Origin of the sequence: Clostridium sp. DL-VIII, assembly GCF_000230835.1 — a bacterium.
Classification (GTDB): Bacteria; Bacillota; Clostridia; order Clostridiales; family Clostridiaceae; genus Clostridium.
This window is the reverse complement of sequence record NZ_CM001240.1, coordinates 3192333-3209151: the sequence shown is the minus strand read 5'-3', so window position 1 is coordinate 3209151 and position 16819 is coordinate 3192333. Positions and strand designations below refer to the sequence as shown.

General features: G+C 30.6%; 17 protein-coding genes and 2 other annotated features. Of the genes, 1 reads left to right on the top strand and 16 read right to left on the bottom strand.

Annotated features, from left to right (window positions below; all coding sequences use genetic code 11):
• Positions 1 to 60: 60 nt before the first annotated feature.
• The 16 genes from CDLVIII_RS14725 to ytxC all read right to left on the bottom strand — a co-directional run bounded on the left by CDLVIII_RS14725 (position 61) and on the right by ytxC (position 15635).
• Positions 61 to 2319 carry a stage V sporulation protein D gene (locus CDLVIII_RS14725; protein ID WP_009170246.1) on the bottom strand — a complete coding sequence of 753 codons (2259 nt, stop codon included), beginning with the start codon at positions 2317 to 2319 and terminating at the stop codon, positions 61 to 63.
• 136 nt (positions 2320 to 2455) lie between these two features.
• The gene (locus CDLVIII_RS14720) at positions 2456 to 2989 is read right to left on the bottom strand and encodes a cell division protein FtsL (RefSeq protein ID WP_186005576.1); all 534 of its coding nucleotides are present in this window, start codon (positions 2987 to 2989) and stop codon (positions 2456 to 2458) included.
• Between the two features lie 17 nt (positions 2990 to 3006).
• On the bottom strand, positions 3007 to 3939 hold the full coding sequence (gene rsmH, locus CDLVIII_RS14715) for a 16S rRNA (cytosine(1402)-N(4))-methyltransferase RsmH (RefSeq protein WP_009170244.1): 933 nt from the start codon (positions 3937 to 3939) through the stop codon (positions 3007 to 3009).
• A gap of 12 nt (positions 3940 to 3951) precedes the next feature.
• Positions 3952 to 4380 (bottom strand): division/cell wall cluster transcriptional repressor MraZ, encoded by a 429-nt coding sequence (gene mraZ, locus CDLVIII_RS14710; RefSeq protein WP_035301804.1) that lies wholly within the window; start codon positions 4378 to 4380, stop codon positions 3952 to 3954.
• A 329-nt stretch (positions 4381 to 4709) separates the two neighbouring features.
• Positions 4710 to 5336, bottom strand: coding sequence for a helix-turn-helix domain-containing protein (locus tag CDLVIII_RS29325; RefSeq protein WP_009170242.1), 627 nt, complete (start codon positions 5334 to 5336; stop codon positions 4710 to 4712).
• Positions 5337 to 5489: 153 nt separating this feature from the next.
• Entirely contained in the window at positions 5490 to 5642 is a 153-nt protein-coding gene (locus CDLVIII_RS31345; protein WP_009170241.1) for a hypothetical protein, read from the bottom strand.
• Between the two features lie 300 nt (positions 5643 to 5942).
• Complete coding sequence (gene pheT, locus CDLVIII_RS14700) at positions 5943 to 8321, bottom strand: phenylalanine--tRNA ligase subunit beta (RefSeq protein WP_009170240.1); 2379 nt, start codon at positions 8319 to 8321, stop codon at positions 5943 to 5945.
• A gap of 287 nt (positions 8322 to 8608) precedes the next feature.
• Positions 8609 to 9628 carry a phenylalanine--tRNA ligase subunit alpha gene (gene pheS / locus CDLVIII_RS14695; protein ID WP_009170239.1) on the bottom strand — a complete coding sequence of 340 codons (1020 nt, stop codon included), beginning with the start codon at positions 9626 to 9628 and terminating at the stop codon, positions 8609 to 8611.
• A 168-nt stretch (positions 9629 to 9796) separates the two neighbouring features.
• Positions 9797 to 10021 (bottom strand) — a binding site (T-box leader).
• Between the two features lie 143 nt (positions 10022 to 10164).
• The gene (locus CDLVIII_RS14690) at positions 10165 to 10698 is read right to left on the bottom strand and encodes a GNAT family N-acetyltransferase (RefSeq protein WP_009170238.1); all 534 of its coding nucleotides are present in this window, start codon (positions 10696 to 10698) and stop codon (positions 10165 to 10167) included.
• A gap of 80 nt (positions 10699 to 10778) precedes the next feature.
• The gene (locus tag CDLVIII_RS14685) at positions 10779 to 11441 is read right to left on the bottom strand and encodes a class I SAM-dependent methyltransferase (protein ID WP_009170237.1); all 663 of its coding nucleotides are present in this window, start codon (positions 11439 to 11441) and stop codon (positions 10779 to 10781) included.
• A 48-nt stretch (positions 11442 to 11489) separates the two neighbouring features.
• Positions 11490 to 12038 carry a GNAT family N-acetyltransferase gene (locus tag CDLVIII_RS14680; protein ID WP_009170236.1) on the bottom strand — a complete coding sequence of 183 codons (549 nt, stop codon included), beginning with the start codon at positions 12036 to 12038 and terminating at the stop codon, positions 11490 to 11492.
• A gap of 393 nt (positions 12039 to 12431) precedes the next feature.
• Entirely contained in the window at positions 12432 to 13214 is a 783-nt protein-coding gene (locus CDLVIII_RS14675; RefSeq protein ID WP_009170235.1) for an RNA methyltransferase, read from the bottom strand.
• A 220-nt stretch (positions 13215 to 13434) separates the two neighbouring features.
• On the bottom strand, positions 13435 to 13794 hold the full coding sequence (rplT, locus tag CDLVIII_RS14670; protein WP_009170234.1) for a 50S ribosomal protein L20: 360 nt from the start codon (positions 13792 to 13794) through the stop codon (positions 13435 to 13437).
• Between the two features lie 28 nt (positions 13795 to 13822).
• A complete protein-coding gene (rpmI, locus tag CDLVIII_RS14665; protein WP_009170233.1) occupies positions 13823 to 14020 on the bottom strand; it encodes a 50S ribosomal protein L35 in 198 nt (65 codons plus the stop codon).
• Positions 14021 to 14041: 21 nt separating this feature from the next.
• Positions 14042 to 14563 (bottom strand): translation initiation factor IF-3, encoded by a 522-nt coding sequence (gene infC, locus CDLVIII_RS14660; RefSeq protein ID WP_035302316.1) that lies wholly within the window; start codon positions 14561 to 14563, stop codon positions 14042 to 14044.
• Positions 14564 to 14579: 16 nt separating this feature from the next.
• Positions 14580 to 14706: a sequence feature (ribosomal protein L20 leader region), on the bottom strand.
• A 29-nt stretch (positions 14707 to 14735) separates the two neighbouring features.
• Positions 14736 to 15635: a putative sporulation protein YtxC gene (gene ytxC / locus CDLVIII_RS14655; protein ID WP_009170231.1), complete on the bottom strand. Its 900-nt coding sequence runs from the start codon at positions 15633 to 15635 to the stop codon at positions 14736 to 14738.
• Between the two features lie 223 nt (positions 15636 to 15858).
• Here ytxC and CDLVIII_RS14650 point away from each other — a divergent pair, with 223 nt between their 5' ends.
• A complete protein-coding gene (locus CDLVIII_RS14650) occupies positions 15859 to 16563 on the top strand; it encodes a DUF6873 family GME fold protein (protein ID WP_009170230.1) in 705 nt (234 codons plus the stop codon).
• Positions 16564 to 16819 lie beyond the last annotated feature (256 nt).

Sequence of the window (16819 nt, the reverse complement as noted above, 5' to 3'; positions counted from 1 at the left end):
ACCGCTATAGCATAAGCTAAAAATTACAAGTAATAAATAAAGTTTTTGATTAGATATTTATTAATCTTTATAGTCTGAACTCAAGGTCAATTTAACTGTTGTTCCTTTAGTTATTACTTCTCCTGATGAAATATCTTGAGCTGAAACAGCTCCATTTCCTTCAAAAGTAGCTGTTATTCCAAGATTATTTAGCAAGGACGTAGCATCTTCTTTTGAATATCCTCTAACATCCGGCATTACAACATTATTATCTGCCCCGTCACTGTTTGTATGGAGATTTACTTTCGAGCCTTCTTTTACTGAATAACCCGGATATGGAGTAATGCTCATTACTGATTCCCCATCACCATCAATATTAAAATCTAATTTTGCATCTTTTAATACTTTTTCAGCATCTGCTTTCTTCATATTTCTAACTTCTGGAATAACCACATCTCTAGTAATTTGTCCTTCATTTTCATCTGCAAATTTACTATTTAAGTAGCTAAAAATATCTGTAAATAATGGCTTAGCACATGGAACTGCTACTTGAGCTGCATAATATTGTCCATTACTAGGTTCATCAATAGTTACCATAACAGTAACCTTAGGATCATTATAGGGCGCCATTCCAACGAAAGAAGAAATATACTTGCCTTCCTGATATCTTCCATTAATAACTTTTTGAGCAGTACCTGTCTTACCTGCAATATGATAGCCATCAATAAAAGTACCAGTTCCTGATCCACCTGTAACGACTCCTTCAAGATAAGACCTAAGCTCTGCTGTCTTTTCAGAGCTTGCAACTGTAGTAGTTTTAGGTTTAAAAGTTTCATCTACAATATTTACATTATTTCCATCATTGTGGCTTACCTCTTTCATTACATGTGGTTGAATTAAGGTTCCACCATTTGCAATGGCATTAAATCCAGCCATATATTGAACTGAATTAACAGTGTTAGTTTGTCCAAATGCAATTGTTGCAAGGTCAGCATCTGAAATCTTATTAAGCGGCTTAACTATACCTTGTGCTTCACCTGGCAAATCAACTCCGCTTACTTTTCCAAAACCAAATTTACTTATAGATGCACTGAGTTTTTCTTTCCCAATCATCTGTCCTAATTCTACAAATCCTACATTACATGAGTTTTTTATAATCTCCGGAAAATTTTGAACTCCATGTCCTCCTGCCTTCCAGCATTTAGGATTAATCCCTCCAACAGATATTGAGCCATTATCTACAAATTGTGTATCTTTATTAACAACATTTTCTTCCAATCCAGTTATTGCTGTAAATACCTTGAATATTGATCCAGGTTCAAAGGTATCATTTACCAGCCTGTTTCTCCACATCTTTTGTAATTTATCACTATCATTGGCTCCTTCAAATTTATCTGCGCCTTCATATGGATTATTCGGATTGAAATCAGGTTTATTAACCATAGCTAATATTTCTCCTGTCTTAGGATCCATAACTAATATTGAAACCGCCTTAGCCTTATTATCTTCATACGCCTGCTCCGCTATTTTCTCAGCAAAGCTTTGAATATTTTCATCTATTGTAAGTTCAACATCTTTACCGTTTATAGGTGATGTAAACTGGGATATGGTGTAAGGTAAATCTCTGTTATTTTTATCAAGTTCGGCAATTTTCATTCCGGGAATTCCTGATAAATATGAGTCATATTCAAGTTCAACTCCTGTTAAACCCTTACCATCAGAATTTGTACTTCCAAGTACATGCGATAAGAAATTATTATTAGGATAATATCTTTTTGTATCCGGAGATACTAACACTCCATTTATATTAAGTGCTTTAACTTTATCAGCTAGATCTTTTTCTATTCTTCTTACAACCTTAGCAGATCCCGCTGCTGCGCCACTTGGAAGTCTTGTTTCTAGATCCTTTTTTATTTCTGTTACATCCATATTTAATGCATTTGCTATTACAGGTGCAATATCATCGGTTGTTAATCCATTATCACCTGATGGGGTTGGGATTCCCACACTTTTCATATGTTCTAGTTCTGTACTCGGAATAGATTTTAATGGCCTCTTTAAATAAGCTCTTATAGAGTTTAAGTCAAAATCTACTCTATAAACATTAGCAGATACAGCAAGTTCTTTTCCATTTCTGTCTAAAATTCTTCCTCTTATAGCATCTATTTTTACTTCACTTGTCCATTGTTCTTCAGCTCTCGCAGAATAATCCGCCCTCTTAACAATCATTATGTAAGAAAGCCTAATAATTAATATTGTAAAAACCAAGGTTAATGTAAAAGCTGTAATACTCATCCTCTGACGCATTTTTGCTCTATCTTTATAATTTTTCTTTTTCAATACCTGTTTCCTCCATGTACTTTCTTTTAATTAAAAGCTTTCAAAGTTCTTATGACCTTTTCACCTTTGTTCTTTTCTAGTACATAGAATACTATTTCTATCTTATGTTTCAGTTTTTTAGAGAAAATTAATTGAATTATTTAATAAAACTAATTATTTTAGAAAATAAGCCTTCGCCTTTTGTATTGCTTTCAGAACTTTTTGTTTTTATATCCTTAAAATAATCTTGTGAAAAGTCAATTTTCACTGTGTCATTTTTACTTGGAACAAACATAGACAGCTTACTTTCTGCATTTGTCTCCACATTATTTAAGGAAGAATACTTTAGTATTTTTACTTTTAGTGCTTCATTTTCCTCTTCAGTTTGACTGATTTGAGAATTTACAGTATTCAAACTTTTTTCAATATCATAAACTTTGTTATCTCCAGAAATAGTTATAAAGCCTAATGTAACAATTATTCCTGCTATAGTAAGTAAATACTTCCTATCATTTGCTCTCTGCTTTTTTTCTAATAGAATTTTACTATCAATTTTTCTCTTTCTTTGTATCTGCTTATATTTCTTATCTGGTTTTCTTACAATTTTACGTTTTCTTTCTGGGGCTAATACCGTATTTCCTCTTATATAATCATATTCTCTTCTCGCCAATTTATTCACATCCCAACTCATTTATAACATAATAATAATTATACCTTCTCAATTACCCTAAGCTTAGCGCTCCTACTCCTTGGATTTTCTTCAATCTCTTTATCAGTTGGAGCTATTCCTTTTTTTGATATACTCTTAACTAATGGTTTTTTCCCACAAATACAAATCGGAAATTCTTTAGGACATGTACATGGATTTTCCAATTCTCTAAATTTAAGTTTGACTATTCTATCTTCTAATGAATGGAAGGTTATAATTGCCATTCTTCCACCCTTGCTTAACCTGTTCACACCATCTTCTATTGTTTTATTTAATATCTTTAGTTCTGAATTTACTTCTATTCTTATAGCCTGAAAAGTCCTCTTCGCCGGATGCGGTCCTTCTCTTCTCATTTTAGCTGGAATTGCTGCTTTAATGAGATCCACTAATTCAAAAGTTGTCTCTATAGGCTTTTCCGCTCTTCTAGTAACTATAAAATTTGCAATTCTTTTAGCAAACCTTTCTTCACCATAGTTTTTTATTATTTTATATAAATCCTCTTCACTATAATCATTTACAATGTCATAAGCTGAGAAATCATTATCTCTGTTCATTCTCATATCTAATGGTGCATCCTGCATGTAACTAAAGCCTCTTGATGCTTCATCAAGCTGATACGACGAAACTCCAAGATCCATTAAAATTCCATCTACCTTGTCAATATCTAGTTCATTTAAAACACTATCTATATTGTAAAAATTGCTATGAACATATCTTACGTTTCCAAATTCCTTAAGTTTTTCTTTAGCTGCAGCAAGCGCATCTTTGTCTTGGTCTATACCAATCAGCATTCCATCCTGCGATATATGTTTTAATATATGCGATGAATGCCCTGCACCTCCTAATGTACAATCAACATAAATACCATTTTCCTTTATGTCTAAAGCTTCTATACATTCATTTAATAATACTGAAACATGTTTAAATTCCATTTTTTAATCTCCTTATATTCCTAAATCATTCATTTTTTCTGCTATTGAATCAAAATCTATACTTGATTCATTGTATTCATTCCACTTTTCTCTGCTCCATATTTCTACTCTAGATAATACTCCAATACTTACTATGTCCTTTTCTATACCTGCATATTCCTTTAAATTTTGTGGAATTAATCCTCTTCCTTGTTTGTCTAATTCAATTTCACAAGCTCCAGAAAAAAAGAACCGTACAAAAGCTCTCGCATCTTTGTTAGTTAAAGGCAAAGTTTTTAATTTATTCTCTAATATTTCCCATTCTTCAAGTGGGTATGCATAGAGGCACCCATCAAGACCCTTGGTAATAACAAATTTATTACCTAGTCCATCTCTAAGTTTAGCCGGAACAATTATTCTATTTTTAGGATCTAGGGCATGTTGATATTCCCCTATAAACATCATTCTCAGCTCCTACTTTAAAAATTGCATCTTCACTCCACTTTTAAGCCACTTTACTCCACTTTTAACCACTTTCTTAATATTATTCTATATAAACGTGTTATTTCCTTCTAAAAAATAAATTTTTTTTTATTGCATATACGCAAAATAGTTAAAAACTTTCATATTGAGGTTAAATTTCACCGTTTTCCAACATAGCTCCAAGTATATAATTATGTTATAAAAAGCAAAAAATGCTTCAAAAACATACTTTTTATGTTTTTGAAGCAACCTTTTCATATAAATTGTTCTATTATTAAGTTTATAAATTTCAGTCTTTAAATTCACTTTTAAAGAATATTATTTATAACTCTAATCCCAGTAATCGCTAACCATATTCCAAATATTAAATAAAGAGCAACACATATAATTTTTTTCACTCTTTTGTTATTATTCATTAAATTTGAAGCATTCCACATATTTGTAAACATAACACCCGCTAAAGGAACGCCGCACATTATAAATATCAACGCTGCCGCAATAAATAAAAATATAAATGTAAGAAGCGCATCATCTAATGATCTTTCATATTTTAAGAAATAAAAACATATGCCTGAAAAAAACATTACTACTATAGGCAATAAGCTTATAGTTAAACCCATTGCAACTGTAAGCTTTCTTCTTGATTTTTTAATTAACTGCCCCGAATGTTTTACCGTGTCTACAACAATTCTATTTGCAACTTCACTAGATATGTTTATTTCTGCATTTCTCTCTCCATTTAATAATTCGAGGACACTAACCTCTAGTATTTCTGCAATATCCTGCAACATACATATATCCGGAAAGCTTAAGCCTCTTTCCCATTTAGAAATCGCCTTATTGGTCAAATGTAATTTATCCCCTAGTTCCTGCTGAGTCATCCCCTTTTCTTTTCTAAGCTTGCAAACAAAATCACCGAATTTCTCTTTATTCATACAACGCTCCTCCATATTCAGCATACTTTAAATATATTGCATATCATATGTAAAAGCAATCTACTAATAGTAGATACTGATAACATTTTAGTTTTTACAATAGGAGGGAACCTAGAATTAGAATATTCGAGTATTATGGTAAAACAATTAATGCTACAAAAACAAGTACTGGCGCAATAAGATATTATATTGAGAATAATTTCGTAAAACAAAATCTACCATTTGTTCTGATTCTTGAACTCCATACTCATAGTCCTCTATTGCTTTATTGTTCTTTGGCACTCTAATATATCTGTCTCTTTCCATCAATATTCCTCTCCAATTAATCTTATCTTATTAAAGTGTATAAGGTGGAATAAAACTAGAATTAAATGTATATTTATATACATTATTAAGAATTATATTTATACTTTGAGTATATGCTATACCAGAAAGGACAGGTACTCTTTTATGCAGTGTTACATTAGAGAATTGGTTGTAGGTATTTCTTCAGCAGAAATGGTGCAACTTTGCTGTTAGAAATCCACAAGCAATTCTCTTAGTAACCGAAATAATAGAGCACCTGTCCTTTCGGTAAGTTATCACATAAGTCTAATATATAATTTATTAATCTCTCAATGTAGCTCCAAGCTTATATTCTAGAGATTTTAAGATCTTCTCATGAACTTTATTAACGTCTTTATCTGTTAATGTTTTATTTTCATCCCTATACCAGATTGCATAAGCAATACTCTTTTTGCCTTCTGGAATTTGTTTTCCTTTATATATATCAAATAATTCTACTTTTTCAACTAGATTTCCACCAGCTCTTTTAATTGTTTCATCAATTTCTTGAACTAATAAATTATCATCAACAAGAAGTGCAATATCTCTTGTTACTGCTGGGAATTTAGGCAATGCTTTATATTTCTTATCCATATCTGAACTTTCATATAAAACATCTAAATCTAATTCAGCTGCAAAGCATGGTACTTCAATACCATAGTTTTCCGAAACGTCTAAATGAACTTCTCCAAGTGTTCCAGCATTATTTCTACCTATTATAAGCTTAGCTGTTTTTCCTGGATGGTAGCTTACATTTTCGCTTTCTCTTTCAAATTTAGGATTTTTTATTCCAAGACCTTCTATTATATTTTCAACAACACCTTTAAGGTCCAAATAATCACAATCTCCATACATACCTATAGTTAAAACATTCTTTTCTGTTGGAAGCTTTGTATCATCTTCATTTGGAATATAAACTTTACCCATTTCAAACAATCTAACATATGAATTATTTCTAGAATAATTTCTTCCAAGTGACTCCATTATTGAAGGAAGAGTTGATGTTCTCATTACACTGTAATCTTCACCTAATGGGTTCTTTATCTTAACTACTTTTCTAAGTTCACTGTCTTCTGGTAAGTTAATTTTATCAAATACCTTTGGTGATACGAAAGAGTAGCTTATAGATTGATTTAATCCGCTTCCTGTAGCAAGTAATACCACTCTGTTATCTAATATGCCTTTTTTATATCTAGGTTCTCTTTCTGTAGAAACCTTAAAGATTGTTGTAGGAATCTTTTCATAACCATAGATTCTTGCAACTTCTTCAGCTATATCTTCTCTAATTGCGATATCAACTCTGAAAGTTGGAGCTGTTACAGCTAGCATATCTCCATTTATTTCTGTAAATAAATCAACACTGTCTAAGCATCTCTTCATTTCTTCTTTCGAAAGATCTGTTCCAAGGAATTTATTTACCCAGTTTGAATCTACAGTTACAGTCGATACTTCTTTTTTGTTGTTATAAACATCTATAGTACCTTCCATAACTTCTCCTGCATTTAATTCACATACTAAACTGCATGCTCTGTTTAATGCAAGTTCTGCTAAATTAGGATCAATATCTTTTTCAAATCTTCCTGAAGCTTCTGTTCTTAAATTTAACTTCTTTGAGTTTACTCTTATATTAGTACCATCAAAGTTTGCACATTCAAAAATAACTTCTGTAGTATCTTCTTTTATTTCCGAATTTAATCCACCCATTATTCCTGCAAGACCAATTGTCTTATTTCCATCTTTAATGCAAAGAGTGGAATTATCTAACTCTCTTTCTACTTCATCTAATGTAGTGAACTTTTCTTTATCCTCTGCTCTTTCAACTACTATTTTATTAGTAGTAATTTCTCTCTTATCAAAAGCATGCATTGGTTCACCAATTTCAAGCATAACAAAGTTTGTTATATCAACTATATTGTTAATAGGTCTAACTCCTGCTTCAAGAAGTCTTTCCTGCATCCAGCCTGGCGATGGCTGAACCTTAACATTTTTAATTCCTCTAGCCATGTATCTATTGCAAAGATCATCTTTTACTTCAACAGTTAATTCTTCATTTATATTCTTATTAGATTTTATTTCATATTTGAAACTTGGCATCTTATAAGTTGTTCTAAGAGCCGCTGCTGTTTCTCTTGCCATACCAACCATGCTTAAGCAATCTGGTCTGTTTGAAGTTATTTCAAAATCTAAAATAGCTTTATTTAAGCCTAAGATTTCTTTAATATCAACTCCAAGTTCAGTATCGCCAGGTAAAATCATTAATCCATGAACTGGTTCATCTCCTGCAATACCCAATTCTTCCTCTGAGCAGAACATTCCGTTAGATACTTCTCCTCTAAGCTTACCTTTTTTAATTTTTGTTCCATCCGCCAAAGTAGAACCATGAAGCGCAACTGGTACAACATCTTGTTCCTTCATATTAGTTGCTGCTGTAACTATTTGTATTACTTCACTTCCAATATCAACCTGACAAATACTTAATTTTTCTGCATCAGGATGTTTCACTATTTGAGTAATTCTTCCTGTAACAACATTTTGAATCACATCTCCCTGAATAATAAGCTCTTCTAACTGTGAGCCTGTCAAAGTTAACTTATCTCCTAATTCTTTAGGGCTTACATTTATATCAACATAATCCTTAAGCCAATTATATGGTACTTTCATTTTGTTTCCTCCTTTTGATCATAAAGCAAATTATTTGCCTTTACGTGCCACACATAGATGTGTTTGAAGAGCTTCATTTCATGCTCTTTTTTAAATTTTTATTCTAACAATATACCTTTTTATATTCTTAAGAATATTTATTGTTAAATTGTTAAATTGTTTTATTTTAAACTATTTAAATTGTTACCTTCTTATATTCTTAAATTCTTAAGTTCTTACATTTATAAATTCTTATATTCTTAAATTCTTAAGTTCTTATATTTATAAATTCTTATATTCTTAAGTTTCTAAAATTGATTTAAGAATCTCATGTCACTTTCATATAATAATCTTATATCATCTATACCGTACTTTAACATTACCATTCTATCAACACCAAAACCAAAAGCAAATCCGCTATAAACTTCTGGATCAAGACCGCAATTTCTAAGAACATCTGGATGAACCATTCCACAGCCTAAAAGTTCTATCCATCCGCTACCTTTACAAACTCTGCATCCTTCACCACCGCAAACAAAGCAAGTTGCATCCATTTCTGCTGATGGTTCTGTAAATGGGAAGTGATGTGGTCTGAACTTAGTTTGAACTTTATCGCCAAACATCTTCTTAGCAAACAGTTCTAAAGTACCTTTTAAATCTGCAAAAGTAACTCCTTTATCAATAACTAAACCTTCCATTTGATAGAATATAGGTGAATGAGTAGCATCCACCGAATCAGATCTATATACCTTACCAGGTGATATCATTTTTATTGGTGGCTTTTGATTTTCCATAGTTCTAACTTGAACTGGTGATGTTTGAGTCCTAAGAACTATATTATCATTAATATATAAAGTATCTTGCTCACTTCTTGCAGGATGGTTCTTTGGAATGTTTAAAGCTTCAAAATTATAATGATCTAATTCAACTTCTGGTCCTTCTTCAATTGTGAAGCCCATTGAAATAAATATTTCTTCCATACTTTGAAGAGTTAGATCTAAAGGATGTCTCTTGCCTATAACCTTTTTTCTTCCTGGGAGTGATATATCTATAGTTTCACCAGCAAGCTTTTCTGCCTTTTCTTTTCCTTTAATAGCTTTTAAAGCTCCTTCTAATTTTTCTTCAACAACGGCTTTAGCTTCATTAACGAGCTTTCCTACTATTGGTCTTTCCTCTGGAGATAATCCTCCCATACCTCTTAATATTGTAGTAAGTTCTCCTTTTTTACCTAAGAACTTTACTCTTATTTCTTCTAATTCGCTGCTAGTTTTAACAGCTTCAATTTTGTTTAATGCAAGTTCTTGTAATTCTTTAAGTTTTTCTTTCATGTTCTTTCTCCTTCCAAAAATTCAATTTCTAATTTGCAATTTGCTGCGGGTAATTTTAAAAGACTCTCAGGATTTTATGCATATAATATTTTTCAGCTTTTAATTTACTGCCACCTGCCAATTAAGCAATTGAATAGATTTTTTTGCATAAAAAAACGCCCCCTCATAAAAAGGGACGAAATATCCGCGTTACCACCCTAATTGGAATCTTAAATAAAGATGCCCAACTTAATTTAATTAACGACTTTCTTTGCCGCTAGCTACTACTATTAATTTCACAGCTAGAACTCCTGAGCGAACTTCAATATTATATTATTTAAGAAGGCTTACAGTCTATGACCTTCTCTCCCTTAAAACTTTTCTAATATCTACTTTCTCATTCACAGTTTTTATATATATGGTTAATACAACTTATTATACAAATAAATCCTAAAAATATCAATAGCATTTTCTAAGTTTATGCATTAACTACCGAAATAAGCTTAACTATCCGCCCATCCACCAAAGGTCTTTAGCATCTTATTTTTATATGTAAACTAAAAATATAGCCATTCCTTCTTTAATATTCCATACTCATAAGTATCTTTCCAAATAGGATTATCGTTTTCATCTTTAAAAAAATACACACTTTCCTTCAAATGTCCTTCTCTTCGCATAGTGAGTCTTTCTAATACTGTCCAAGAATTTAGGTTTGTAGGGTCACATTTTGCTATGATGCGTCTAACTTTAAGGTCTTTGAATGCGTAATTCATTAGAGCCTTGCAGCTTTCTGTAGCATAACCATTTCCCCAATAATTTAAATTGAATACATATCCAATTTCCCATGTATTAAAATTCCCCTCTGCAAAATATATATTTCCTATTAACTTATTGTTTTCTTCTAAGCATACAGCCCAAAATGCTGGATCAGTTGTTCTTCTTATAGCTTCATTTTTAGTTTCTTCTTCAGAGAACGGCTTGTACGGTTCAAACTTTAAAACTTCTTCATTCGAGACATATTCATAAAAATCTTTCCAATCATCACCTTTGAATCTTCTTATTGTGAGTCTTTCTGTTTCTATTTGTTTCATCAATTTTTTCCTTCCTAAAACAATCTATTTATAAAAGTAGATACTTATTTACTTTTATCATAATTCAGTTATTTATAACACTATTTCTTTCTTAGGAATAAATTAAAATGTTTAGAATAGTAATCTGAATTTTCCACATTATATTCTGTCTGTTCTAAGGTCGGAATAACAAACTCAAATTCTGAAAAATATGTTTTTATATCTTCTATATCAACATAAAAATGTGGTACATTTTTTTCTGTTTCATCCTCATCTCTCAAAATAGTATTACTATCAATACGCTTGTACTGTTCAGCTCTTTGATATGAATATGTGTTTTTTGAAATCAAAGTAATAAATACTTCTCCATTTCTTTTTAGTACTCGCCTAATTTCTTCAAGAGATTTAACAAATCCTTGAATATCAGTGTGATAAATGACATTGTAAGCTATCAAACAATCAAAGGTTTCATCTTCAAATGGTAGATTAAGCATATCACATACTTCTGTTTTTATAGATAACTGTTCTCTTTCCGCCCAATTATTTAAGTTATTTACAGCATATTCAGATAAATCTACAGCTTTCACTTCATATCCATTTTGTGCAAATAACACCGAATGTCTTCCTAATCCACACCCTAAATCAAGTAACTTTTTAAATCCTTTTGCTTTCCACATTTCAACTAAATAAAAAGACTCTATGCAAGGTTTTAACCAGTAGTCGCTTTCATTTTCACTCCAATCCCAGGCTTTCGATTTAATCATAAATTCCCTCCAAAAACTTTTTATAGATTTAATTGAAACAACTTATATTTACAAAACTTTCATCATTAAATAATCCGAACTATAAGATCCATCTTTAAATTTGAAAGCATTCTCCCTCGTTCCATAGGTTTTAAATCCAAATTTTTCATAAAGTTTTATGGCCTTCTGATTCTGAGTTACCACTTCTAACTCAATCTGTTCATAACCAGCTCTATTGGCACAATCTAAAATTTCTCTTGTCAAAGCATTTCCTATCCCAAGATTCCACGCATCTTGTATAATTGCTATTCCAAAAGTTGCTCTATGTAATACTCTAATCTTATCTCCAATGGGACTTATACTTGCACTCCCAACAAGCCTATCATCAATAAAAGCTAAAATCATAACATTATTATTACTCTTATTAAGTTCTTTAATAAATTGTTCTTCCTCATCCAAAGTTATAGATACTTCTTCTGGATATCTTGTCAAAAAGTTTGTTTCTGATGCTATTTGTTTTAAATACTCAATCAATTTTTCAGCATCCTCCACGACAGGACTCTTTAAAACACATTCCTTTCCGTCATTCAACTTTATCCTCTTACTTTCAAAAATCACATATAACACCCCCATTCATTTCAACTTCATTTTAAAAATAGTTATTAAATCTTCATTTACTTTTGCAGAATAATTATACTATATTTTCCAAACATTTACTACAGCTTGAATACACACAGAATCAATTAATACATTTACAAAACACTGCACCAATATCTACACCAGAAATCAAATACATTTGTGTGTAGCAGGCATTTGAAAATTTCGATGATAAAAGCACTTAATGGGAACTTGTTCAACTTTTGCTTGTCCAGCCGGATGGCTGGAGCAAGCTAAAGTTGATGCAAGCTCCCATTTAGTGCTTTCAGCGAAATTTTCATAGTCCTGCGTAACACAAATGTATTTGATTTCGGTTGATTGTGGTTAAGTCCGGTTTGCGTGTTGTAACAATTATTACAACTCATTTTGTCTAACTTTTTCATACATAATAACAGATGCAGCTATTGCTACATTTAAGGATTCGGCATTTCCTGGCATAGGTATCTTTACTTTTGTGTCTGCCATGCTTATTACTTCCTCACTTACTCCATTACCTTCGTTTCCAACAGTTAAAAGTACTTTGCCTTTTAAATCTACATCAAAAAAGTTTTTATCTGTATCTAAAGAAGTAGCAACTAAATTAAAGCCTTTACTTTTTAGTTCTTTTACTAATGAAAAATCCTCATCATCATATTGAATAGGAATATAAAATATAGAACCCATGGTTGATCTTATGGTTTTTTCATTATATATGTCTACAGTGCCTTTAGTTAATATGATTCCACTTACCCCTGCTGCATGAGCTGTTCTTATTATAGTTCCCAAGTTTCCCGGATCTTGTAGTTTATCACAAAGTAAATAAAAGTCTCCATCCGATTTTAAGTCCATTGTATTCATTTTTATAACTACAAGTATTCCTTGAGGATTTTCTGTAGAAATAAGTTCTTTAAATAAATTATTACTTATTTTAAAAATTTTCATTTCATCATTTATATATTCGCCTAAAAATTCAACAACCTTATCCTCTGCATCTTCAGCTACAATTAAATAATCTATATCAACTTTTGCTTTGAATGCTTCTTGAACTAGTCTAAATCCTTCAATTATATACTTATTAGTTTTAACTCTGTTCTTTCTCTCTTTAAGTTTTTTTGTATTCTTAAATAGATTGTTTTCTTTACTCTCAATAAATATCAAAGCACTACACCTCAAAATCACATACATAATCTAGTAAACAAGCCATAGATATTCAAACTTTATCTTTCACTTTATACTTGAATAACTATATATATTAAACTCATGTGCATCACTACATCAGAAATAAGTCACCACATAAATATTATACTACATCATTTTCTAGAGTACGCACTATATTTGTATATAAAAATAAAATGCGACTTAAGTCGCATTTTATGTATTAAGCATTTAATTGTTTTTTAGCTACTTCTACTAATTCAGCAAATGCTTTAGGATCGTTGATAGCTATTTCAGATAACATTTTTCTGTTTATGTCTATTCCAGCTAACTTGATACCATTCATGAATTTAGAATATGATAAATCATTCATTCTTGTAGCAGCGTTGATTCTTGCGATCCATACGCTTCTATAATCTCTCTTTTTATTCTTTCTTCCAACATAAGCATTTCTTAATGCTCTTATAACTGATTCATTAGCAGTTTTAAATAACTTGCTTTTTCCGCCATAATATCCTTTTGCAAGTTTTAAAACTTTTTTATGATTTTTACGAGAATTCTTCGCTCTCTTTACTCTTGCCATTACTTAAACCTCCTGCACTACCTCTATATTATAGGTATGGTAATAATTTCTTCATTACTTTTACTTGTGTTTCTGAAACATATCCAGCTTTTCTAAGATTTCTCTTAGTTTTTGAACTCTTCTTTGTTAAGATATGGCTCTTAAAAGCTTTAGCTCTCTTAAGTTTACCTGTACCTGTCTTTTTAAATCTTTTTGCTGCTCCTCTATGAGTCTTCATTTTTGGCATGATTAAAATCCTCCTCTCAAGTTATGCCTTTTTAGGCCCTAAAACCATTGTCATGCTTCTGCCTTCCCTTTTAGGTCTTTTTTCTATTAGGCAGACATCTTCTAATTTAGCTGCAAAGTTATCAAGAATCTTTTGTCCTATATGACCAAGTTCCATTTCTCTACCTCTAAATCTGACAGTGATTTTAACTTTGTCTCCATCTAATAGGAACTTTCTAGCATTTTTTGCTTTTATGTCAATATCATGTTCCTCAATTGTTAAACTGCATCTTACTTCTTTAATACTTACAATTTTTTGTTTTTTCTTAGCATCTTTTTCTTTTTTTGATTGCTCATATATAAACTTACCAAAGTCCATAATCTTACAAACTGGTGGTTTAGCAGTAGGAGAAATCATAACTAAGTCTAATTCTTTTTCTTCTGCAAGTCTTTTTGCTTCAATTGTTGAGATAACGCCTAATTGTTCGCCATCACTTCCAATTACTCTAAGCTCTTTGTCTCTAATTTGTTCATTTATAGGAAAATCTTTATTAATATTTTTCACCTCCGAAAAATTACATGCATAATAAAAAAGACGGCCATATAGCCGTCCTACATTATCAATACTCATTGCATAGATATCCATGTAAACCCGTACTAGTAGATTTAACACTGTAGGGTGAGAAACGGCTGTTTCTTCTTAACGAATATCAGTATAGCATCATTATTAATACATGTCAATATTTTTTTGCTATTATTTTTTCAACTTTATATTCATCATTTATATCACAGAAAGTGACTCTATTTTCAAATACATTTTCTATTGTATCTAAAAACTCTTTATTGGTGCAGTTCCCTTTTCCATAAATTTTTATATTCTTAGGTGCATTAGTTATAAGACCACTTATTAAAACATCCTCTATATTAAGATCTAATTTACCTTGCTCCGTTGCAATTTCATTAAAAAAATCATAATATAAATCCCTACCATCTTTGTCTTTTACCTGATAATTATTGTTATTCTCTATTATTATATTTATTTCTTCTATTTTACATTCTTGTAATTCCACAAAATACTTTAAGAGCTTGATAAATTCTTTATACTCCTTTTCTACCATATACCTTTCTACTACCTTATCTATGACCTTTTCTATATCGTTTCTAAGCTTTCTCATCCTAAAGGTTATAAAACCATCTATATTTATCTCTTGCTTTTCACATATGCACTCTCTAATTTTTTCTATCATGGAGTTTATTTTATTTAAACAATATATCGATTCCTCATTTTCTCCTATGTCTTCACATTTTAATACCTTTAATATTTCATCTTCAACTTCTAATATTTCACTTTGCTTCAAGAAAAAATAGTTGTCTGTCAGAAATTCAAGCATTTCCTTCTTTCTATAATTTTCAATAACTATTCTATATAAAATATTACTAACATATAAATTAGTAATTTCTTCTATTTTTTCATTGTAAGAATTTTCTTCGCAAATTATTTTAATTATGTGAGTTTTTCCTTCTATACTTTCAACAAATCCAATAACGATATCTTTTTTCTTCAGTAACTCTCTTAGCTCTTGTAGATCGCGGGAAATGGTTATGTCTTCGCTATAAGCTAATTTTAGAATAAGCATGGATTTCACTCCCTTCTTAATATTAGTATGTATTAAAAATTTAAGGATATGCAGAATTTAAATTTTAATTTTAATGCAACTTTGTCCAATTTTTATATTAAAATAATTAAATTGACAGGTTTCATTTTGAGGTCCAAAATATAATTTAAAATCAACATGATGCTTAAATATTAATTTTTTTAATTAATGAAATATCAATTACATATATAATAAGGAGCGCTATATGCATTGTTTTATTGATTACAGAGTTACTAAAGAAGAACTATTAAACCTTTCAAAATTAAATCTAAATCCAATATTAGTTCCAAAATGTACTGATGTATATGAGGCTATAGACGGTCATCCTGATATTCAATTAAATATCATTAATAACAGCTCAGCTAATGATATTATTATTCAGAAAAATATTTCCGAAAATTTTAAGGAACTATTAAATTCAAATAATATAAACTACATTGTTTCAAAAGAATCATTATCTAGCAAATATCCAAATGATATTATTTTAAATTCTTTAATCTTAAAGAACTATTTTATTCATAATTTAAAATATAGTGATGAAAATCTTTTAAATTCGCAAGCCTCAAAGATACATATACACGTATCCCAAGGATATACCAAATGTTCTATCCTTCCAGTGAGAGAAAATGCATTAATAACAAATGATAACGGGCTTTATAAATCCTTAAAAAATTATGGTTTTGATATTCTTTTGCTTCCTTTTGGAGATATATTACTACCCTCATTAAACTACGGTTTTATAGGCGGGGTTGGCGGCATGATATCTGACAATCAAATGGCTTTCTTTGGTGATTTGGATAGTTACAAATGGGGAGATTCTATAAAGAGATTTCTTTCCAAATATGATGTCTCACCTATTGCACTAAGAAAAGGAAAATTAATAGATAGAGGTAGTTTATTAACCTTATAATCATGTCCACTATATAATATGATTTCTATTTTTTTATGTTACTTTTTGCAAATATAAATAATTCAGCTTTGAGGTTTATGTGGTAGCTTACCGAAATAACACACATTTTTATTCCACATGACTTATGAAATTTTCGCTGGAAGGTTCTAAATGGGAGCTTGCCCCCATTTCTGCATGCTCCTGAAGCAAGTTCAGGACAAGCAGTAAATGGAACAAGCTTCCATTACGAACCTTTAGCAGCTTAATTTCAAATGCA